Origin of the sequence: Actinosynnema sp. NPDC023587, from assembly GCF_040640215.1 — a bacterium.
Lineage (GTDB): Bacteria > Actinomycetota > Actinomycetes > Mycobacteriales > Pseudonocardiaceae > Actinosynnema.
The window spans coordinates 1-20,374 of record NZ_JBFABG010000005.1 but is presented as its reverse complement, the minus strand read 5'-3'; the positions used below and the strand labels follow the sequence as shown (position 1 = coordinate 20,374).

16 protein-coding genes and 3 pseudogenes are annotated in these 20,374 nt (G+C 72.2%); 9 read left to right on the top strand and 10 right to left on the bottom strand.

Going from position 1 to position 20,374, the window contains the following annotated elements; genetic code table 11:
- Positions 1–29 precede the first annotated feature (29 nt).
- Positions 30–206: a PspC domain-containing protein gene (locus AB0G01_RS15725; protein ID WP_360945370.1), complete on the top strand. Its 177-nt coding sequence runs from the start codon at positions 30–32 to the stop codon at positions 204–206.
- Here the strand turns inward: AB0G01_RS15725 and AB0G01_RS15720 are convergent.
- The 5 genes from AB0G01_RS15720 to AB0G01_RS15700 form a co-directional block, all read right to left on the bottom strand.
- On the bottom strand, positions 200–952 hold the full coding sequence (locus tag AB0G01_RS15720; protein WP_360945367.1) for a TetR/AcrR family transcriptional regulator C-terminal domain-containing protein: 753 nt from the start codon (positions 950–952) through the stop codon (positions 200–202). The genes AB0G01_RS15725 and AB0G01_RS15720 overlap by 7 nt on opposite strands.
- Before the next feature lie 16 nt (positions 953–968).
- Positions 969–1,322 (bottom strand): GntR family transcriptional regulator, encoded by a 354-nt coding sequence (locus AB0G01_RS15715; RefSeq protein ID WP_360945364.1) that lies wholly within the window; start codon positions 1,320–1,322, stop codon positions 969–971.
- Between the two features lie 736 nt (positions 1,323–2,058).
- Positions 2,059–3,636, bottom strand: coding sequence for an amidohydrolase (locus AB0G01_RS15710; RefSeq protein ID WP_360945362.1), 1,578 nt, complete (start codon positions 3,634–3,636; stop codon positions 2,059–2,061).
- Between the two features lie 85 nt (positions 3,637–3,721).
- Positions 3,722–3,889, bottom strand: a complete 168-nt coding sequence (locus tag AB0G01_RS15705) for a DUF397 domain-containing protein (protein WP_360945359.1) — start codon at positions 3,887–3,889, stop codon at positions 3,722–3,724.
- Positions 3,886–4,731, bottom strand: a complete 846-nt coding sequence (locus AB0G01_RS15700) for a helix-turn-helix transcriptional regulator (protein WP_360945356.1) — start codon at positions 4,729–4,731, stop codon at positions 3,886–3,888. The genes AB0G01_RS15705 and AB0G01_RS15700 overlap by 4 nt, the downstream gene beginning before the upstream one ends.
- Before the next feature lie 123 nt (positions 4,732–4,854).
- On the opposite strand from AB0G01_RS15700, the gene AB0G01_RS15695 reads away from it, so the two are divergent.
- From AB0G01_RS15695 to AB0G01_RS15680, 4 genes and pseudogenes are all read left to right on the top strand, one after another.
- Entirely contained in the window at positions 4,855–5,271 is a 417-nt protein-coding gene (locus AB0G01_RS15695; RefSeq protein WP_360945353.1) for a hypothetical protein, read from the top strand.
- A 118-nt stretch (positions 5,272–5,389) separates the two neighbouring features.
- Positions 5,390–5,587, top strand: a pseudogene (locus AB0G01_RS15690) (cold shock domain-containing protein); the annotation flags it as partial.
- Between the two features lie 30 nt (positions 5,588–5,617).
- A pseudogene (locus AB0G01_RS15685) lies at positions 5,618–5,797 on the top strand (cold shock domain-containing protein); the annotation flags it as partial.
- Between the two features lie 6 nt (positions 5,798–5,803).
- Positions 5,804–6,337, top strand: coding sequence for a cold-shock protein (locus tag AB0G01_RS15680; protein WP_360946481.1), 534 nt, complete (start codon positions 5,804–5,806; stop codon positions 6,335–6,337).
- Between the two features lie 229 nt (positions 6,338–6,566).
- On the opposite strand, the gene AB0G01_RS15675 is transcribed toward AB0G01_RS15680, so the two are convergent.
- From AB0G01_RS15675 to AB0G01_RS15665, 3 genes and pseudogenes are all read right to left on the bottom strand, one after another.
- The gene (locus tag AB0G01_RS15675; RefSeq protein ID WP_360946478.1) at positions 6,567–7,049 is read right to left on the bottom strand and encodes an IS5 family transposase; all 483 of its coding nucleotides are present in this window, start codon (positions 7,047–7,049) and stop codon (positions 6,567–6,569) included.
- Positions 7,050–7,178: 129 nt separating this feature from the next.
- Positions 7,179–7,367: pseudogene (locus AB0G01_RS15670) on the bottom strand (transposase); the annotation flags it as partial.
- A 113-nt stretch (positions 7,368–7,480) separates the two neighbouring features.
- The gene (locus tag AB0G01_RS15665; RefSeq protein WP_360945350.1) at positions 7,481–7,990 is read right to left on the bottom strand and encodes an FxsA family protein; all 510 of its coding nucleotides are present in this window, start codon (positions 7,988–7,990) and stop codon (positions 7,481–7,483) included.
- 107 nt (positions 7,991–8,097) lie between these two features.
- Between AB0G01_RS15665 and AB0G01_RS15660 the strand changes: the two genes are divergently transcribed.
- Positions 8,098–9,480 carry a lysine 2,3-aminomutase gene (locus tag AB0G01_RS15660; RefSeq protein ID WP_360945345.1) on the top strand — a complete coding sequence of 461 codons (1,383 nt, stop codon included), beginning with the start codon at positions 8,098–8,100 and terminating at the stop codon, positions 9,478–9,480.
- 19 nt (positions 9,481–9,499) lie between these two features.
- On the opposite strand, the gene AB0G01_RS15655 is transcribed toward AB0G01_RS15660, so the two are convergent.
- Both AB0G01_RS15655 and AB0G01_RS15650 read right to left on the bottom strand, forming a co-directional pair.
- Positions 9,500–10,744 carry an MFS transporter gene (locus AB0G01_RS15655; RefSeq protein WP_360945342.1) on the bottom strand — a complete coding sequence of 415 codons (1,245 nt, stop codon included), beginning with the start codon at positions 10,742–10,744 and terminating at the stop codon, positions 9,500–9,502.
- A 194-nt stretch (positions 10,745–10,938) separates the two neighbouring features.
- The gene (locus AB0G01_RS15650; protein WP_360945339.1) at positions 10,939–11,181 is read right to left on the bottom strand and encodes a hypothetical protein; all 243 of its coding nucleotides are present in this window, start codon (positions 11,179–11,181) and stop codon (positions 10,939–10,941) included.
- Positions 11,182–11,529: 348 nt separating this feature from the next.
- Here AB0G01_RS15650 and AB0G01_RS15645 point away from each other — a divergent pair, with 348 nt between their 5' ends.
- The 3 genes from AB0G01_RS15645 (at position 11,530) to AB0G01_RS15635 (ending at position 20,231) form a co-directional block, all read left to right on the top strand.
- Complete coding sequence (locus AB0G01_RS15645) at positions 11,530–16,812, top strand: DUF3883 domain-containing protein (protein WP_360945336.1); 5,283 nt, start codon at positions 11,530–11,532, stop codon at positions 16,810–16,812.
- Positions 16,813–17,131: 319 nt separating this feature from the next.
- Positions 17,132–19,255, top strand: a complete 2,124-nt coding sequence (locus AB0G01_RS15640) for an acyltransferase family protein (RefSeq protein ID WP_360945321.1) — start codon at positions 17,132–17,134, stop codon at positions 19,253–19,255.
- 568 nt (positions 19,256–19,823) lie between these two features.
- Entirely contained in the window at positions 19,824–20,231 is a 408-nt protein-coding gene (locus tag AB0G01_RS15635) for a hypothetical protein (RefSeq protein ID WP_360945318.1), read from the top strand.
- The last annotated feature ends 143 nt before the right edge of the window (positions 20,232–20,374 follow it).

Below are 20,374 nucleotides of genomic sequence, written 5' to 3'. Positions count from 1 at the left end.
GAAAGGGGCATCGTGGAGTCATGACCACGATGACCAGGCCTCGTAACCAGCGGGTGATCGCGGGTGTGTGCGCGGGACTGGCCGAGCGGTTCGGTTGGCAGCCGAACACCGTCCGGCTGATCGCCCTGCTCTCCTGCCTGCTGCCCGGACCGCAGTTCGTGCTCTACCTCGTGCTGTGGGTGATCATGCCCAAGCGCGCCTACTGACGCGACACCACCAGCGCCTCGACGCCGTCGAGCACGCGTTCCAGACCGAACTCGAAGGCGTGCTCGCCCGAGTAGGCCGATCCGTGCGCCTCCCCCGCCGCCGCCCCCACCCGGGCCGCGGTGGGGAACCGCTCCGGGTCGAACACCCGGGCCAGGAACGGCGCGGCGGCCCGCCACCACTGCTCGTCGGTCAGCCCGGTGCGCTGCTCGATCCGCGCCGCCTCCACGGCGAGCCGCGCGCAGGCCCGCACGTGCCCCAGCACCAGGCCGAGCACCGCGTCCATCTCCACGTCGGTCAGGCCGATGCCGTCCACCGCCCGCAGCTCGTAGTCGTACTTGGCCGCCACGTTCGGGCCCAGCACGGCCCGGTTGGCGACCACCTCCAGCAGCCACGGGTGCCGCAGGTGCAGCGCCCAGTTCTCCCGGGCGACCTGCGTCAACCGGCTGCGCCACCCGCCGGGCACGACCTCCGGGCGGGCCGTCCCGCCCTGCACGGTGTCGACCATGACGTCGACCAGCTCGGCCTTGCCCGGCACGTAGGTGTAGAGCGACATGGTGCCCACGCCGAGCTCGTCCGCCACGCGGCGCATGGACAGCGCGCCGAGCCCCTCGGCGTCGGCCAGCGCGACCGCGACCGCGACGATCCGGTCCACGCCGAGGTCCTTGCGCGGGTTGGGCGAGGTGGTGCGCCAGAGCACCGAGAGGGTGCGCGCCGGATCTCCCCCACCACCGCGTCCGTTGGTCACCCGACCACACTACTGATCAATCCGCGAGGGCCGCCCGCACGATCTCCAGCGCCTCGTCGGCCGTCAGGCCCTGCTCGCGCGCCGTGGACGCGTAGCCGCGCGCGGCGCGCAGCACCCGTTCGCGGCTGCGCTCCCCCGCCGCGCCGACCACCGTCCCGGCTCTGCCGCGGGTCTCGATGAGACCCGCCTCCTCCAGTTCCCGGTAGGCGCGGGCGACCGTGTTGACCGCGATGCCCAGTTGCGCGGCCAGCGCGCGGACGGTGGGCAGCCGCGTGCCGACGGCCAGCTCCCGGTCGGTGATCTTGCGGGCGAACTGGGACCGCACCTGTTCGTAGGGCGGTACCGGGGAAACCGGATCGAGACTGATCACGCAGTCGATACTGGCAGAGACCCGGGGTGGGCAGAACGACGCCGTCCGGCTGACGGACCGGAGGACAACAGGTCCGCCGGGGCCCGCGCGCGGTGACGCCCCCGGCCGTGTGGACGTCGACGACTGCGCGACGGTCTGCCCGGACGCCCCTCGGCCGCCACCGACGCCGTGACCAGCCCTGGGCCGGTGACCGCCGAACGGCCGACACCCGAGCGCCTGCCCGCACCCGCCCGGCACTCGGCGGCGGTCATCGCGCGGGAGAGCGCGGCCGAGCGACAGCTCGTCGGCCTCCTGCGCGGAGCCCGTTTCACCACAGGGTTCGGCCACGCGCCGAGCACGTTCCACTACCCGCCGGACGCCACTGAGCAGCTCACTTACGACCAGCTACGTACCCGGCTCGCCCAAGAGCACGCCTACCCCGCCGACCGCACGTGGTCGGTGCGAACCGGCCGCGCGGTGTACAAGCCGCCGCTGGCCGAAAAGCCGACCGGGCTGCTGACCGCCGCGCCGGGGCAGCCGGGGCGGGAGCTGCTGCTCGCGGCGATCCCATGGGAAGGAGACCCCGGCCACGCGGGACAGCACGAACCCCTACCCGGCGCACGCCGACGACCTCGGCCAGGACATCGACCGGATCGACGGGCTCCAACCGCCGCAACGCCAGTACGTCGCCCAGAACTTCCTGAAGTCCATGACGGGGCCGGGCGGGCTTCGGCACGCGGTCACGAGGTGGAGACCGTCACCAAGCCCCCTGCCCGAAGATGGTCCGGCCGCGCAGCACGGTCCGCAGGCACGTCGGCGGCTCGTCCAACGACGGCAGGCCCGGCACGCCCGAGCGGGGATCGGTCGACCACCGCTGGACCCGCGAGTCCGGCGCGCCGACCTCCAGCTCCCCGGCCCGCCAGACCGCGTAGGTGGCGGGCGCGCCCGGCTGCAACGTCCCGGTGATCCCGTCGTCCACCCCGGCCGCCCGCCACCCACCACGGGTGTGGGCGTTGAACGCCGCGCGCGGTGAGATCCCGAACCCGTCGGTGCGGTGGTGCACGGCGGCCCGGATCGCCGCCCACGGGTCCACGGCCGTCACCGGCGCGTCGGACCCCAGCGACAGCACCAGCCCCGCGCTCGCCAACGTCGAGAACGGGTTCAACGCCGTCCCCCGCGCGACCCCGAGCCGCTGCGCGTACATCCCCTCCGGGCCGCCCCACTCGCGGTCGAACAGCGGCTGCACGGACGCGACCACGCCCCACGACCCGAGCTTGGCGGCCTGCGCCGCGTCGATCATCTCGACGTGCTCCAGCCGGTGCCGCCGGGTCGCCAGCGCGGGCACCCCGACCACGGCGGCGGCCTGCTCGAAGCCCTCGACCACGGCGTCCACGGCGGCATCGCCGATCACGTGGAACCCGCCCTGGAGACCGGCCTCCGTGCAGGCCACGAGGTGCGCGGCGATCTCCTCGGAGGTCAGGTACAACGCGCCGGTGGTGTCGGCGTCGGCGTAAGGCGCGCACAGCGCGGCCGTGCGCGAGCCGAGAGCGCCGTCGACGAACAGGTCACCCGCCAACCCGCGCACGGGCAGGTCGACCGGCTCCCGCGAACCCCAGTACCCGACCACCTCCGGGCCTTCGGTGCCGGCGAGCAGGTCGGCCAGGTCGTCGCGGCTGGAGATGTCCGGTCCCGCGCACTCGTGCACCGAGGCGATCCCGCGCGACGCCGCGTGCCGCAGGAACGCCGCCTGCGCGGCCCGGCGCTGCGCGACCGGGATGGCGTCCTTCGCCGCGCCCCGCGCGTGGTGGTGCGACGCCCGGGACAACGGGCCGTCGGTCGACCACCCGTCCGCGTCCCGCGCGCCGGGTGCGCGGTCGACCAGCGCCGAGGACACCAGCGCCGAGTGCACGTCGATCCGCGACAGGTACACCACCGCGCCCCGGGCCGCGTCGTCGAGCTCGGCGCGCGTCGGCGGCCGGTTCTCCGGCCAGCGGGTCTCGTCCCAGCCGTGGCCCCAGATCAGCGGGCCGTCGGCGGCGCGGACCGCGTCCAGCAGTTCGGTCCGCGAGCGGCACCCGGTGAGGTCCAGCCCGGTCAGCAGGAGGCCGGCGGCGGTGGCGTGCACGTGCGCGTCCACGAACGCCGGCGCGACCCACGCACCGGCCAGGTCCACGACCTCGGCGTCCGGGTGCAGCGCGCGGCCCGCCGAGTCCTGGCCCAGCCACACCACGGTGTCCCCGGTGACCGCCATGGCGGTGGCGTCGGAGGAGGTCGGCGAGTGGATCCGACCGCCGACGAGGAGGGTGGTGGCGGGACGGGCGTTCACAGTAGTCACGCCTGAGCAGTCTGCCGGTGCCCGGCCCGGACCCGCGCGGCAGGTTCCGCCCGCACCGGGTCCGCGCGGCCGGCCCCGCGACCGCTCAGCGCAGGCCCGACACGAACCGGGTGACCGCCCGCGCGTCCCGGAACTCCGGCCCCGGTGCGTCGACCCGCTTGGAGTCCCGGAGCGCCCGCAGGTCCCCCCGCACCTCGACGCAGTTGTTGTTGGGGCCGGACCTGCTCGACTTCCGCCACCGAGGTGGGTTCACCGGTCGCCCTCCTCCACCAGGCCCGCGATGAGCTCGACGGTCTCGCCGGCGCTCAGCGACACACCGGCGAGTCGGCGCACCGCTTCCTGGAACGCGTCGACGTCGTCCTTCTCCCGGGCGAACACGCTGCTCACCCGGTTGTCCAACTGGACGATCGTCTCGCCCGCGCCGAGCGTGAGCAAGGAGAAGGGGCCGTCCATCGCGTCGTTCCACCCCGTCGCGAGCCCGAAGGCGCGCAACTCGACGTTGGGCAGCGCGGCCAGCTTCAGCAGGTGGTCGAGTTGTTCGGCGTGGTCGGCCGGGTCGCCGAACCGCTGGCGGAAGACGTGGTCGGCGACGAAAGCGGTGTAGCGGGCGGGCCGTGCCCTGGTGAGGACGTCGCGGCGGCCCATCCGGATCGCGACCCGGGTCTCGATCTCCGGCTCCGGCACCCGGCCGCCGCGCATGACGGCCCGCGCGTAGCCGTTCACCTGGAGCAGACCCGGCACGACGAGCGGGCTGACGTCGACGATGTCGGTGGCCAGTCGCTCGAACTGGACGAGGGCTTCGAGCTGCGCGCGCCGGTCGGGGAGGCTGATCGCCGTCCAGGTGGAGCCGTTGGCGGGCTCGTCGCGGGCGAGTTCCAGGATCTCCTCGCGGGCGGGGCCGTGCACGCCCACCGCGTCGAGGACGGCGATGACGACCTCCTCGGCCGGCGGGCGCTCGCCCGACTCGTGCCGGGTCATCGTGCCGGGGTGGATGCCGGTCTGCTGGCAGACCTGCCGCTGGGTGAGGCCGGCAGCTTCGCGAGCCGCGCGGATCTTCGCGCCGAGCGCCGTGGCTTTCGCCGTACTGCGGATCATGCGGCCCAGCATAGGGACGGCAAACGGACCTCCCGGTGCACCTGATCGTGGCATTGACGCCTCGATCGCGCAAACAGGACACTGGTTGCGCGAACAGGACGACGACACCGGAGGATACCGCCCGTGACTGCCGACCGCACCACCGACCACACCACCGACGCCCCTCCGGACGACGCGGGGTTCGCCCGGTTCCTCGCCGCGCTCGCGGTCGAGGAGGCCCCGAGGCTCTTCGCGGTCGCCGTGGAGTACGACGACCGGGAAGACACCCACATCGCCGCGTACGGGCTGGCGTTCGTCGACCGCTCGGAGGTCGTCTCGGTCGAGGGCGGCTTCTTCGCGACCCTCCAGAAACCCGAGAGCGCCCTCCTGTTCTTCACCGAACAGGGTGCGGCGACACCGCACCTGCTGTGGTTGCCGTCCGCCCGGGAGCGCCGGCCCTGGCCGGATTCCCCGGAAGCGTCAGGACCGGAGGCGTCAGGACCGGCAGCGCCGGCGGAATCGGCGGCTCAGACCTGGTCTCAAAACTCGGCGTGTCGCTAGGTGAACCAACGGCCCGCCCCTGGCTCCGCACCGCCCGCCCGTGGGCCCGGCCCGACGGACCGGAAGTCCGTCAGAGAGACTGGGGGCCAGTGCCCGCCCTCTCGACCTGGAGCCTTTGATGCCGCAAGGGACCGTCCGTTGGTTCGACGCCGAACGTGGTTTCGGCTTCCTCGCGCCCGAGGACGGCTCGCCGGACGTGTTCGTGCACGCCTCCGAGATCGTCGAGGACGGCGGCGCGAAAGTGCTCCGCGAGGGTCAGGCCGTGGTGTTCGAGGTCGGCGAGAACGACCGCGGGCCCCAGGCGCTGCGCGTTCGCGTCACCGCCGATGCGGCCACCGGCAGCGCCGTGGGCCTGCTCGGCACCGTCAACTGGTACGAGCCGGGCAAGGGGTACGGCTTCGCGTCGCCGGACGGCGGCGGCGCCGACATCTTCGTGCACAGCTCCGCCATCGTGACCGGCGGCGTGGTCACCGAGGGGCAGCGGGTGGCATTCCTGATCGTCGAAGGCGAGCGCGGCCCGCAGGCCGGGCACGTGATCCCGCTGGGAGCAGGGGCCGGCTCACCCGCTGCGGCTGGTATCTCGGACGGTGCCGACGGCACGGTGGCCTGGTACGACGAGGACAAGGGCTTCGGCTTCATCAACCCCGACTCCGGCGCCGGGGACATCTTCGTTCACGCCCAGGCCCTGGCCGAGGGGCTGACGTGGCTCGCGGAGGGCGACCGCGTCGCCTACGAGGTGGCTAGAGGAGACAAGGGCCCGCAGGCCCGCGACGTGCACCTGGTCCGGAGCGCCGAGCCCCGGACGGCACCGCAGCGGTCGGCACCTGCCGCGGCCGCAGGACCGGCCGCGCGGGACGTGCCCGTACGAGGCGGCGAGGGCGTCGTCGCGCGCTACGACGGCGACCGCGGCTTCGGCTTCATCACCCCGGACGCAGGCGGCGACGATCTCTTCGCCCACGTGTCCGTGATCATGGGGTCGGAGCCGCTGCAGAAGGGTGACCGGGTCCGGTACGCGGTGCGTCAGAGCGACCGGGGCCCGCAGGCCGACCGCATCGAACGCCTCTGAAGAGGCGGCCCCACCGATGGCTGATCACTTCCCGACGAGAGTGCTCGTTCATCCCCGTCGATGGTGCCGTCGGCAACGCGGCCGCAGCCTCCTCCAGGAGATCGATCTCCCTCGTGGTGACGGGGGCCCCGTGCCGACCCGAGGACCTGCTCCGCGCTCAGAAGCTCACCAGTCACCCCACCCGACGACACAGAGCTACCGATGTATCCCCCACGAGTGAATGGATGCGTTAGACCTGGTCGCAGAGCTCGATCTTGATGAGCCGGCGGACGTTGATCACGGTGCAGGCCAGCGTGAGTAGCGCCGGCGTGGTGCGTTCGGTCCGGTCGTAGCGCAGCCCGAGGCGTTTGAACCGCAGCAGCCAGGAGATGGTGCGTTCGACGACCCAGCGGACCCGGCCGAGGCGGGACTTGCCCTCAATCCCGCGCCGGGCGATACGGACCTTGATACCGCGGCGGGTCAGGTAGCGGCGGCAGCGGCGGTAGTCGTAGCCCTTGTCGGCGTGCAACTTGTCCGGTCGGCATCGTGGCCGGCCCGCCCGGCCGTGGTGGCCACGCACGGTCGGGTTCGTGTCCAGCAGCGGCTCGAACAGCATGCTGTCGTGGGTGTTTGCCGCCGACAACATGATGTGCAGCGGTAGCCCGTTCGCGTCGCACAGAACGTGGTACTTGGAGCCGGCTTTACCCCGGTCAGTGGGGCTGCGGCCGGTCAGCTCGCCCCCCTTTTCGACCGCACCGAGACCGCGTCGATGCAGCCTCTGGTCCAGTCGAGCTCGTCGATGTTGGACAGCTCGTCGAGCACGAGCTGGTGCAGCCGGTCCCACACACCAGCGTCCCGCCACTCACGTAACCGCCGCCACGCGGTGTGCCCTGGAACCGCATCCGAGCTGCTCGGGCAGGTCTCGCCGGCGGCAGCCGGTGTCGAGCACGAACAAGATCCCCCCTAGCGCGGCACGGTCATCGATCCGGGGCCGCCCACCCGGACCGCGCGGCGCTGGTCGGGACGGGATCAGGGGTTCGATCAGCTCCCAGAACCGGTCTTCGACCCGCCGCTACTGCGTCGTCTTCGCCATGACTGCCCACGATCGACGACCAGGACCGGCAGGTTACGCGGTGACACACCCTTAAGTTTTGAGACCAGGTCTCAGCGCAGTTCGGGGCCGGTGTCCGGGCGGACGTCGGCGGACCGCACGTCCACCACCTGGACGTCGACCACACCGCCCGAGACCACGCCGCCGTCGATCACCACACCGCCGGCCGTCGGCGGGCGGCCGTAGCGCAGGTTCAGGGTCATCTCGCGTTCGCGCTGCTCGGCGCGCCGCGCGATGCGCTTGCTGAACAGCCGACGGGTGGGCGGGAACAGCAGGAACAGGCCCAGGACGTCGCTGAGGAAGCCGGGCACCAGGATCAGGAAGCCGGCCGCGGCGATGAGCACGCCGTCGGCGATCTCCTGGTGCGGTTGGCGGCGGTTGCGCAGCGCCTCGGAGAACGCGGCCATCGTCCGCGCGCCCTCGCGGCGCATCAGCACCGAGCCGACGACGCCGCCCAGGACGAGCAGCCCGAGCGTGGGCAGGAACCCCCACGCCCCGAAGGCCGCCACGAGGGCGGTGATCTCGACGGCCAGACCGATCAGCACTACGGCGAACACGCGCATACCCCCTCAACGAACGAACCGCCCAAAACACTCCCTGCCGAAATATTTACGCCGAACCGGCCTTCTGGCAACATATCTTCACGCGACTACACCGGTAGGGAGCATGGATGACTGCGCTACACGATGTCGTGCCCGCGCCGCGCCGGCCTGACCGGCAGCCGTACACCTACGCGCGACAAGAGCTCGTCGAGCCCGACTGGCGGCGGTTCCCGGGGTGGCGGGACGTGACCGGGGCCCAGTGGCGGGACGTCCAGTGGCAGCGGGCCCACTGCGTGAAGAACGTCAAGCAGCTCCGCGCCCTGATGGGCGACCTGCTGGCCGAGCGGTTCTACGACGAGCTCGCCGCCGACCAGGCCGACCTGGCCACCATGTCCATGCTGGTGCCACCGCAGATGGTCAACACCATGGCACCGGACGCCGCGCCGGCGGACTTCACCGAGGCGTTCCTCGCCGACCCGATCCGCCGGTACATGATCCCCGTCCGCGCCGACCGCGACCCCGAGTGGCCCAACCACCCGCACTCCGCGCGGGACTCGCTGCACGAGGCCGAGATGTGGGTGGTCGAGGGCCTGACCCACCGCTACCCGACCAAGGTGCTCGCCGAGCTGGTGTCGACCTGCCCCCAGTACTGCGGCCACTGCACCCGGATGGACCTGGTCGGCAACTCCACCCCGCAGGTGCGGAAGCACAAGCTGCTGCTCAAACCGGTGGACCGGCAGGACCAGATGATCGACTACCTCAGGCGCACGCCGGGCGTGCGCGACGTGGTGGTCTCCGGCGGCGACGTGGCCAACGTGCCGTGGCCGCAGCTCGAATCGTTCCTGATGCGGCTGCTGGACGTCGACACCGTCCGCGACGTCCGGCTGGCCACCAAGGCGCTGGCCGGGCTGCCGCAGCACTGGCTCCAGCCCAAGGTGGTCGAGGGCCTGGAGCGGGTCGCCCGGACCGCCGCCCGGCGCGGGGTCAACCTGGCGATCCACACCCACGTCAACCACGCGCAGTCGGTCACGCCGCTGGTCGCCGAGGCCGCGCACACCGCCCTGGAGGTCGGTGTCCGGGACGTGCGCAACCAGGGCGTGCTGATGAAGGGCGTCAACGCCACCCCGGAGGACCTGCTGGACCTGTGCTTCGCGTTGCAGGGGGAGGCGAACATCCTCCCCTACTACTTCTACCTGTGCGACATGATCCCCAACGCCGAGCACTGGCGGGTCCCGGTGCGCGAGGCGCAACGGCTCCAGCACGCGATCATGGGCTACCTGCCCGGCTACGCCACGCCCCGCATCGTGTGCGACGTGCCCTACGTCGGCAAGCGGTGGGTGCACCAGCTCGCCGACTACGACCACGAGCGCGGCATCTCGTACTGGACCAAGAACTACCGGACCGGGATCGAGCTCGACGACCCCGACGCGCTGGACCGGCGCTACCCGTACTACGACCCGATCTCCTCCCTCGGCGAGGCGGGCCGCCGGTGGTGGGCCGCCCAGGGGTGACCCCGGCCCGCCGCGCGGGTCACCGCTCCGCCGACGGCTCGGGCGCACTGCCCCGCCGGGGTCCGGGCGCGTCGGGCGGCGGAGCCGGTCGACCGGCTCCGCGCAGCAGGACCAGCACGAGCGCGGCGCACAGCAGCGTCAGGCCGCACGCCGACCAGACCGCCACCGCCAGGGAGAACTTCAGCAGCACCGGACCGGCCAGCGCGCCCGCGAGGGACGCCCCCGCCTCTCCGGTGTACATCGCCGCGCCGACCCTCCCGAGGACCGCGTTCGGCGTGGACCGCTGCAACGCGGTCTGCGCCCCGCCCAGCGTCGTCGATCCCGCCAACCCGACCAGGACCGCCGCCGCGACGGCGTACGGCACGGAGGTGGAGGCGAACAGCAGCCCGAACCCGACCGCCACCCCGGTCAGCGCGCCCGAGATCAGGTACCCGGGCCGGAGGCGGTCGGTCAGCACGCGGGTGATCGGCGCGCCCAGCAGGAAACCCACGCCCAGCCCCGAGAGGACCACGCCGGTCTCCCCCGGACCGCCGAGCACCCGCACGCCGAAGGGCACCAGCAGGCTGCCCAGCACCGCGTTCGCGCCCAAGAACACCGAGATGACCAGCAGCAGCGCCCGGGGCACCGGGGCCCGGCGCAGGAACGCCCACCCCTCCCGCAGGTCGGCCAGGCCGCTGCCGGACCGGCCGGGCGCGGCCCGACGCGCGGTGGCGGCGATCGCGACGGCCGAGATCAGGTAGCTCACCACGTCCAGCCACACCAGCGGCGTGAACCCGGCCAGCACCAGCAGCACGCCGCCCAGCGGAGCGCCGAGCAGCCGGACCGTGCCGTCGGTGGCCGCGTTCACCGCGTTCGCCCCGGTCAGCAGCCGGCCCGTGCCGACCACGACCGGGGTGTGGGCCTGCGCGGCGGGCCGGAACACCACCGTGCCCACGCTCTCCACCAGCAGCGCGACGTACACCAGCCAGATGTCGTCCGGCCCGTCCACGAACAGCAGCGCGCTGATCGCCACCGCGCCCAGCAGGTCCGCGCACACCATCACCCGGCGGCGGTCCCACCGGTCGACCACGACCCCGGCGACCGGGCCGAGCAGCAGCGGCGCGAGGAACTCGGCGGCCATCGTGAACCCGGCGGCCACGACCGAGCCGGTCAGCTCCAGCACGTGCGCCGGGACCGCCACCACCAACAGCCACGTACCGAGCTGACTGGCCGCACGACCCACCCAGAGCAGCCGGAAATCCTTGACCCGCAACACGTCCAGCACGGAAAGCCCCCCATCCGTCGGACGGTCGATCTTCCGGTCCCGGACCGGGGGGTGTCAAACCTGCGAGCACCGGGTGGTAGCCCGCGTGGCGTCGTTCGTCGTGGGGTCGGCGGCGTTGTTCCCGGCCTGCCCCTCCTCGCGACGCGGGTTACGCGTCCCTCCGGTTCAGCGGCGCGTCCAGGTTGTCCGCCAACTCAGCGATGGTCCCGAGGTCGACCACGCCCGGCACGAACACGCCGTGCGCTCCCGCCGCCAGGTAGACCTCGGCGCAGCGTGTCCGACACCGACGCGTCGCCGAAGAAGTACACGTCGATGCGGGCGTTGACGAACAAGTCGATGCCGTCCACCCCGGTCGCGAGGACGTGCGCGACGATCTCGGTGAAGTCCTCGCCGTAGCCGCCCTCGTGGAAGGCGGTGGCCTTGTCCTGTCGGGACATCGAGGTCGCTCCGGGGACGGCGGGGTCGCGGTCGGGCCCGGCCTGGCGCATCCGGCGGTCGGTCGCCGGCCGGATCCGGACATGATCGGCGGAGGTCCGGCTCCGTCCGTTGCGCGCCGGGCGAGAGACCGAACCTCTTTGGTGACAACGTATTCGGCCGTGGTGGGGACCGGTGTCCACTGCCGTCCCGGGTTCGGATCAAGCGCGCCCCCGACGCCGAGTCCGGGCACCCGAGTCGCCGGGGCGGGCCGGCCTCGTCCTGAGCATCCGCAACACCCGCCACCGCACCGCCGAGACCGACTCCGACTCCGACAAAGCGAGCGCTCCTCGTCTGGTTCAATGAGCCGGATGTCGGAGCAGCCCGTCGAACGAGTCGCCCGCGAGTCACGCGCCCGCATCGCCGACCACCTGGGCCGCCAGTCGCGGTACAACCCGACCAAGAGCCTCACGGCGATCACCGGCCAGATCACCTTGGAGTACGAGGGCCGGTTCCTGATCGAGCTGGTGCAGAACGCCTACGACGCGCAGCCTCCCGGCAGCCGCGACGGCCGCGTGCACGTCCTGCTCGACGAGAGCGTCGACGGCGGGGCCGTGCTCTACGTCGCCAACACCGGCACGCCGTTCGGGTCGGACAACTTCGAGGCGCTGACCAACATCGCGCAGAGCAGCAAACCGCCGGGCGAGGGGATCGGGAACAAGGGGGTCGGCTTCCGCAGCGTGCTCCAGGTCTGCGAGTGGCCCGAGATCTACTCCCGCGCCCCGGACGACCCGCTGTCGCCCGGGTTCGGCGGGTTCTGCTTCGGCTTCGCCGACGACGACGACATCCGCGACCGGGTGGACAACGAGGACGACTTCCGGGTCGTCACCCGGGACTTCTCCCGGTACCTGCTCCCGGTTCCCGCGATCGCTGCGGACCCGGTCCTGGCCAGGTTGCACGACCTGGGAATGGTGACGGTGATCCGCCTGCCGCTGGCCGGCGACCAGGCGCGGGCCGTGGCCCGGGACCAGGTCGCCCGGCTCATCCACCCCACGCCGCCCGTGGCGCTGTTCCTCGAACGCCTGAGCTCGGTGGTCGTGGAACACCTGACCGCCGGGGAGGAACCGAGGCGCACGACCGTCCGGCGGTCGACCTCGGACGTGCTCACCCAGCCAGACCTGACCATGAGCCGGGTCGACCTGTCCGGCCGGGATTTCCTCCTCGTCAGCCGCGCTCTGCCCGCCGACGCGGTGCGCGAGGTCATCCGGCAGGCCGTCGACGGCAACGAACTCGACCCGTCATGGCGCTCCTGGGACAGCGATGCCACCGTGGCGCTGGCCGTCGCGGTGGACGGGCAGGACGCGCTCGGACACCCGATGACGACCTACACCTACCTCCCCATGGGGGTGCCGTCGCCGCTCCACGCGCACCTGCACGCGCCGTTCCACACCAGGATGGCCCGGCTCGACCTGAACGAGAAGTCGCGGTTCAACGCGTTCCTGGTCGAGGCCGCCGCCGACTTGGCGGCCGACGTGATCCGGTTGCTCGTCAAGGGCGCGGTGAAGCTCGACGCCGAGGTCCGGCGCGTGGCCGTCGCCGACCTCCTGTGCTGGGACGACGAGCACGTCGAGCACCTGCGGCGCGCGTTCCTCGAACGCGGTCAGGACATCACGACCGCGCCTCTCGTGCCCGCGCGGAACCGGGGCAACCCGACGTGGGCGTCGCTGCGGGACGTGCGGGACTACCGCCCGCCGGACGACCGCGCGGTCCTGACCTCGCATGCGGTCGAACACCACGCGCTGCTGGTGGACCAGTCGATCGGCACCCCGCGCGTCGATCGGCTCGGCGCGCTCGCCGAAGCCTGCGGCGTGGGGAACCTGCGGCCGACCGACGACGAAGTGGCCGCGTGGGTCGAGAAGGTCGCCGCGACGGTGCCGACCAAGCCCGTCGCCCGGTACGACGCGTTCCTCGGGGAGGTGGCCGCCGAGTTCGCCGACCGTTCCCCGGCGGCCCTGCGCCGTCGTCGCGTCCTGGTCGACTCCGACGGGAAGCGGCGGCGGACCGGCCCCCGGGCCGACGACGCCGGGGGGATCGAGCCGACGGTCTTCCTGCCGCCCGCGACCGCGCACGGCGAGGAGGACGGCGACACCCTCTCGGTGCCCAGGGGACTCCAGCGGGCGGTCGTCTTCCTGCACGAGGGCATCCGCACCCGCACCAGGACCGGCAGCACGTTCAAGAGCACGCCGGTGGGCGAACTGCTGGGCCGGGCGGACCTCGTCGAGCGCTTCGAGCTGGCCTCCGTCCTCGGTCACGTGCAACGCCTGCTCGCCGCCCACCCCCCGGACAAGACCTGCGAGCAGGCGCTGTCCTGGGTCTATGCCCAAGAGCGCAGGTCCCGGGCCCGGAACAACGATCTCCCCCACCTCGGCCTGCGGGTGCCCACCGCATCCGGCTGGACACCGGCGGGCCTCGCCGTCTTCTCCGCCCCGTGGCAGACGCCCCGGGCCGCGACCACCGCCGCGCTGGTCAGCGCGGCGGGCCGCCTCTCCCCGTCGCTGGCGGATTTGGGCCGGCACACCGTCCTCGCCCCGGAGCAGTGGCCGTTCCGGATCAAGGACGTCACCGCGTTCCGCGATTTCCTGAGCCGGTGCGGCGTGCGGGACGGGCTCCGCCCGACCGCCCTCCGGTCCAAGACACCGCTCACGATGGACGGCGTCCGCTTCACCGCCGCCACGGTCGCGGCGCGCTTCGACCTCGCCGGGTACGCGGCCTGGGACCGCGGAGTCCACCGGCACTGGAAACCGTCGATCCTGGTCGGTCCGTACACGCCGTACACCGGCGAGCGGGAACTCCGGATCGTGCCCGGCCAGGACGCCTTCGACCTGTTCGGCCCGGACGTCAAGGAGCTCCTCGCCGCCGCGATCCTCGACAGCGTGGAGGACTGGCCGGAGGAGACCTGGCACTACCGGTTTCAGCGCCAGTCGAGCCGGCACCAGAGCAGACCCGACCCGCAGCGGTGGCCGTCCCCCGCGCACACCTTCTTCCAGCACGCCGAGTGGTTCCCGATGGCCGATGCCGGGAGTCGGGACGAGCACTACTTCGTCGCGCCCCGGGAGGGGTGGACGTTCGACGAGACCGGCAAGGACACCGCTCCCCGCTTCGCCCGCCTCGCCCCGGTCGAACACCGCCGCCGGATCTCGGCCTCGGCGGAGACCCGCGACCACCTGGCCCGAGCCTCTCTGGCGACCTGGAACGATAGGCGGTCGGCGACGAGGCGACTCGGCGCGCTCGCCGAGCTGATCGAGGCGCGCGAGGTGTCCGAGGCCGAGTCGTCCGCCGTGCTGCGGGCGGTGCGCGGGGCGTGGTCGGACCTGGTGGCCGACGGGCAGCCGTGGCCGGGGGACCACGGGCTGATCGTCTCCCGGGGCAGCGAGGTCGAGGTGCTCGACCCGGCCGACCCGCAGGCGGTCACCGCGTACGTCCACGACGTCCCGCCGGGGCTGGCGGCCCAGGTGCTGGACGCGGTCGGAGCTCCGGTGCTCATCGCCGACCACCAGGACGGCCGGCGGATCATCGCCCTGGCCGGTCACGACCGCGCGCTCAAGGTCGTGCCGACGTCCCGGGTCGAAGCCGGGATCGTGGTCGACGGCGTCGAGCAGGAACCGTCCGCCGACATCGGCCGCCCGCTGGTGGAGGTGTTCGGTTCGTGGGCGGCGCGCCTGGTCATCGCGATCGTCGACCTGCGCTCGCAGTCCTTCGCCCGGGTCACCGACCGGGTGCTGAACGACCTGGCGGCCAGGCTGCGGCGGGTCCGGCTGGTGACCGGCTCCCCCCTCGGCGTGGTCGTCGACGGCCGACCGGTGCGCGGCCGGCCGATCCGGGCGGCGCACCTCGACGACCCGCAACACCCGTTCCTGGCCCTCGACGACAGCGAGCTCGCGGTGCCGTCGTGGGCGGCGCTCGACGTGCTGGCCGACGATCTGGCCGAACTGATCGGGCAGGCCCCGATCGCGGCGGAGATCCGGGCGGCAGCGCTCGCGCTCGAACGGTCGATCGGCGGCTACCGCGAACCGCGGGCCGCCGAACTGGAACCGGTGCTGCGCGTGAGCGCCGGCCTCATCGCCCGTGCCCTGCGCACCCACCTGGCCTCCACCGACCACGTCCGGTTCCTGGTGGTCCCGTTCGTCCACGTCGCCGCCGGCCTCGACGCGGCCCGGTCGGTCGCGGACGCGGAGGTCGACGACGTCGACGAGCTGCGGGCGCGGGTGGCTCGCGCGATCGGTGACACCGATGCGCTGTTCACCGCCGCCCTCCGGGCGGAGACGATCGATCAGATCCGCCGGGAGACCGGCGTCGGCCTGGGGCCGCTCAACGCGGCGCTGCACGACCTCGACTACCCGCCGCTGCACTTCGCCGACACCCACCGGACGGTCCTGGCCACCTACCTCGACGACCACCGGACCGTCGTTCTCGACGCCCTCCGCAACCGCTTCCTCGGGCGCTTCACAGCCGCCGAGGACCTCTCCGGCTACACCGCGATCAGGGACTTGCGGGAGCCGGCACCCGATCCGGCGTGGTTGGACGAGTACGAGGTACCCCCGGCGGACCTGGTGGCCGGGCACGTCGAGCGCTGGGTCGCCGCCCAGGGCCGCCCGCCCGCCACCACCCGGCCCCTGGCCCCGGTGGACCAGGTCCGGCAGACCAATCACGAGTTCCTGGGCCGCGCACTGCGCGCCGCCGGCGGACTCGTGACCACCTGGTGCGTCAGGTCGGGAATCCGCCCGCCCGACGGCTGGACCGAGTTGACGCCGGTCCGGGATTCCCTGGCCGCGTCGGGGTGCCTCGACTTCGTGGAACTCGACGAGGCCGCGTTGATCACCTGGCTCGCCAGGCTGGGCCACTGGCCCGAGGCGATGCCCGCCCACCTGGACCACGACCGGTTCGGCTTCACCGACGCTGACCGCCGCAACGCCGATTCGGCCAACCACCAGGAGGAGCTGGACCGGCGCAGGCGACGGACCGAACTGACCTTCGGCCACCGCGTGTTCGACACCTCGACCGACCTCGCACCGTTCGTCGAAGCCGTCGACCGGTCCGTGGACGCCACGCTGCTCGGGGTCGAGCCGACGAGCAGGACCCTCGAAGTCGTCACGCGCAGAGCCGCCTCGACGGTCAGCCGCGCGAGCGGCGTTCCCACCACAGCACGCGTCTACGGCTCCACAGCGTCCAACGAGCAGAAGTCGGCCATCGGAGTGGCCGGCGAAGTGATCGCCTACCGGTGGCTCCAGAGCAGATACCGGGAGACGACTCCGGACTCCTGGGTGTCCGCCAACCGCAAGCACCTCGTGGGCGGGCACCCAGGCGACGACAGCCTCGGTTACGACTTCAAGGTCGGAAGCGGCCGGGCCACGTGCTACTTCGAGGTCAAAGCCACCACGACGGACCGGTACGAGTTCGAACTGGGTCCGTCGGAACTCCGTGCCGCCTACGAGATGCCCCCGGGGTCCTATCGGATCATCTTCGTCAGTTCGGTGCTCAACCCGGCCGAACGGGAACTGCTGGTCTTGCCGAACCCCGTCGAGTCCCTCCACCGACACCGGTTCCAGCAGGTGGGCCGGGGCGTCCACCTGCGTTTCACGCCGACCACCGAGTGACCCGGATACGCGTCACAGCGTCGAACTCCGGCGCTGTGACGCGTGATGAGGAATTTCTTCGGACATTCCCCGGCGCGGCGCATTCCACGCAATGGCCCGCGCACAGGGCTAAATCGTAACAACGGTCGCGGCGCGCTCGATGTCCGAAAAGAGATCGGTGAAGTCGATTCGCCCCTTGGACGTCGGCGGGTCGCCACGCGGCGTTGTCGCGACGGCGCGCGCGGTGACCAGTGCGGCCGGGACGTGCGTCCAGCACCGGTTTTTCGGCGTTTCCGGTCTCGTACACTCCCCGCCCGGACTGAAACCGACTGGGGGCCTGATGAGCGCGGAGACGCACGCCGCGGGGATCGCTGTCGCGCCCGTGACGCAGTCCCCCTCCCCCGGCGGTGCTTTCCGGACCGACATCCAGGCGTTGCGCACCATCGCGGTGATGGCCGTCGTGCTGAACCACCTCTGGCCGACCTGGCTGACCGGTGGCTACGTCGGCGTGGACGTCTTCTTCGTCATCTCCGGCTTCCTGATCAGCTCCCACCTCGACCGGGAGATCGTCCGGACCGGCCGGGTCCGCCTGGCGCGGTTCTACGCCCGCCGGATCCGGCGGTTGCTCCCCGCCGCGTTCCTGGTGCTGGGCGTCGGCCTCGTCGCGGCCTACTTCCTGCTGCCCTACGAGCGCTGGGAGGCCAACGCCCACGAGGTGCTGGCCGGCGCGCTGTACGCGGAGAACTGGTTGCTGGCGGCCAACGCGGTCGACTACTCCGCGTTCACGGCGGTCGCGACCCTGGCGCAGCACTACTGGTCGCTGTCGGTCGAAGAGCAGTTCTACCTGTTGTGGCCGCTGCTGCTGGTGTGGTGCTTCAAGATCAGGCAGCGCACGGCCCAGGTCCTCGGCATCTGCGCGGTGGGCGTGGCCTCGCTCGCGTTCTGCGTCTACTTCACCGAGGTCGCCAGGAGCCAGGCGTACTTCGTGACCCCGGCGCGGGTGTGGGAGTTCGCGATCGGGGCGCTGGTGGCGTTCGGCGGTGCGCGGCTCGCGCTGCCCCGCCTCGCCGCCGGGGTCGCGGCGTTCGCCGGGGTGGCGATGATCGTCGGCTCGGCCGTGCTGTTCGACCACCACACGGCCTTCCCCGGCTACTGGGCGCTCGTCCCGACGGTGGGCACGGCCCTGGTGATCCTCGCGGGCACCGGGGGTGGCCGCCAGTGGCACACCCCGGTCTCGGCGTCGACGCCGTTCCAGTTCCTCGGCGGCATCAGCTACTCCCTGTACCTGTGGCACTGGCCGCTCATCGTCCTCGCGCCGTTCGCGCTGGCGGACACCCTCGCGGAGGGCAGGCTGACCCTCGCCCACCAGGTCGGCATCCTCGTGGTCGCGGTCGTGCTGGCGTGGCTGTCGAAGACCCTGGTCGAGGACAAGGGCATGACCTGGGGTCCGATCGCGGGCAGCACCAGGAACACCTTCACCGCGATGGTCGTCGGCATCCTCGCCGTCGGGGTGGTCGCGGGCACGCTGATCTGGACCTACGACCGGCACGTCGCCCAGGCGGCCAGGGAGCTCGGCGAGGAGGGCCCGACCGCCTGTCGCGGTGCCGCCGCGCTGTTCCCGGGGCAGCGGTGCCCGGACCCGTTCGGGCCCGCCAGAACCACCCACCTCGGCCCGGCCAACGCGCCGTGGGGTGCGGGCGCGCAGTGGTGCACGGCCGTCGACCGGCACGTGGTCGGCGACCGCAAGACCACTTCGGTGTGCGACTTCAGCGGCGGCGCGCCGGACGCGACCGCGGTGTGGCTGGTCGGGGACTCGCACGGCGAGCAGTGGCAGGCCCCGCTGCTCGACCTGGCGCGCGAGCGGAAGTGGGTGGTCACCATGAGCCTGCTGGGCGGGTGCCCGTTCGCGAAGGTCCCGTTCGTCGGCTACCAGGGCACCGAGCTGCCCGCCGTCGCGCAGAGCTGCACGACCTGGGTCTCCGACGTCGCCGAGGAGATCACCGAAACCGGCCCCGACACCGTCTTCATGTCCTTCTACGCCCGGCAGCAGCTCGCCCGCGACTCCTCGGGCCGCACGCAGGCCGAGTACTACCGCGACGGCCTGGAGCCCTACTGGCGGCAGTGGACCGACGCGGGGACCCGGGTGGTCGTGCTGGGCGATCCGCCGCTCAACGGCGAGGTCAGGGCGCTGGACTGCGTCAACCTGAACCGGGAGGACCCGGCGGTGTGCGGGGTCGACCGGGACCGGGCCCAGCCCCCCGACCCCCTCGCGCAGGCGGCGCGGGCGACCGGGAACACCGGGGTCACCTACATCGACACGACCGACTACTTCTGCGACGCGCGCAAGTGCTACGGCGTCGTCGGCGGGGTCGTGGTGTATTTAGACGCCAATCACCTCAACCGCGAGTTCAGCCGCACCCTGCGCCCGGTCATCGCCGAAGCGCTGGGGATCGCACCGCGGTAGACGCCGTTTCACGAGCCGCCGGCGGGACGCGCCCCGGACCCGCCGGCGGCCGATCGCGCACTCACCGACACCTCGTCGCCACAAGATCGTTTGACGTTGAACAACCTACGCCACGATTCACGAAAGTGACGCCTGTCACACTCGATGGGTTGATATACCGACAAAACACGATGCCACTCTTTCAGCGCAGTTTAAGGCGCGCCGAACACCCGGACAGTCCAGGTCGCTGACTCCGCAGCAGCGCGCCTTCCGCACATCCGGACGGGCGACCCGATCCGGAGCCTGGCCTTACCCGCCCGGTCCGCACGCTCCCCCGACTGCCGGTACGGCCATCCGGGATCACACCCCCGGCCGAGTTTGAACGCGGTTCGCAGCGCGATTCGTCACCGATGAAGATACGGGTCCAATCGGTTCCGGCCGACGTTCGGGGCAATCCGCCGCAAACGACCGGATCAATTTTTTCCACAGGTGAACACCCCTCGGAAAACCGGCTCTTTCCCCGCTGTTCACCATCTGATTCCGTTATCCCATCAGATCGCACCACACCCCGAGAAAATGGGAGCCAGAGTTGTTCAAGCGCATCGCAACCGCCGCCACCGCCGTCTCGTTCGCCGCGCTCGCCGCCCTGGGCACCGCCGGCACCGCCTCCGCCACCGGGACCCCGAGCGCCTCGTGCATCAACTCCGACCCCACCGGTCTGATCAACGTCATCGTGTGCACCATCAACACCACCGTCCAGGTCCCGATCGACCTGCCCGAGTCGATCATCACCATCGGCGACATCGCCAGCGGCAACGACATCGAGGTGCTCGACCGCGCCCAGCTCGACGCGGTCCAGGTCGTCGTCAAGGACGTCCTCAACAACCTGTCGGTGGAGGACAACCTGGTCTTCAAGAGCGCGGTGGTCTCGGCGCTCAACAACGCCGACATCATCGACGACATCGACATCTCCAAGGTGCTCGTCGACATCCTCTGACAGCGGAGCGGCACCGGCGACCTCCTCACATCGGCAGGGACAAGGGGGATGGGGCGGGGCCCCCCCGGGGGGGGCGCCCCCACCCCCCACCCCACCGGGGCCGCCCGCGCCCGGGTGACCCGCGGCGCCCCCCCGCCGGCCGG

What these genes read in the sequence shown, in the direction of transcription:
- AB0G01_RS15725 (WP_360945370.1), top strand. Translation starts at nt 30, where the DNA reads ATGACCAGGCCTCGTAACCAGCGGGTGATCGCGGGTGTGTGCGCGGGA.
- AB0G01_RS15700 (WP_360945356.1), bottom strand. Translation starts at nt 4,731, where the DNA reads ATGATCCGCAGTACGGCGAAAGCCACGGCGCTCGGCGCGAAGATCCGC.
- AB0G01_RS15665 (WP_360945350.1), bottom strand. Translation starts at nt 7,990, where the DNA reads ATGCGCGTGTTCGCCGTAGTGCTGATCGGTCTGGCCGTCGAGATCACC.
- AB0G01_RS15660 (WP_360945345.1), top strand. Translation starts at nt 8,098, where the DNA reads ATGACTGCGCTACACGATGTCGTGCCCGCGCCGCGCCGGCCTGACCGG.
- AB0G01_RS15650 (WP_360945339.1), bottom strand. Translation starts at nt 11,181, where the DNA reads ATGTCCCGACAGGACAAGGCCACCGCCTTCCACGAGGGCGGCTACGGC.
- AB0G01_RS15645 (WP_360945336.1), top strand. Translation starts at nt 11,530, where the DNA reads ATGTCGGAGCAGCCCGTCGAACGAGTCGCCCGCGAGTCACGCGCCCGC.
- AB0G01_RS15640 (WP_360945321.1), top strand. Translation starts at nt 17,132, where the DNA reads ATGAGCGCGGAGACGCACGCCGCGGGGATCGCTGTCGCGCCCGTGACG.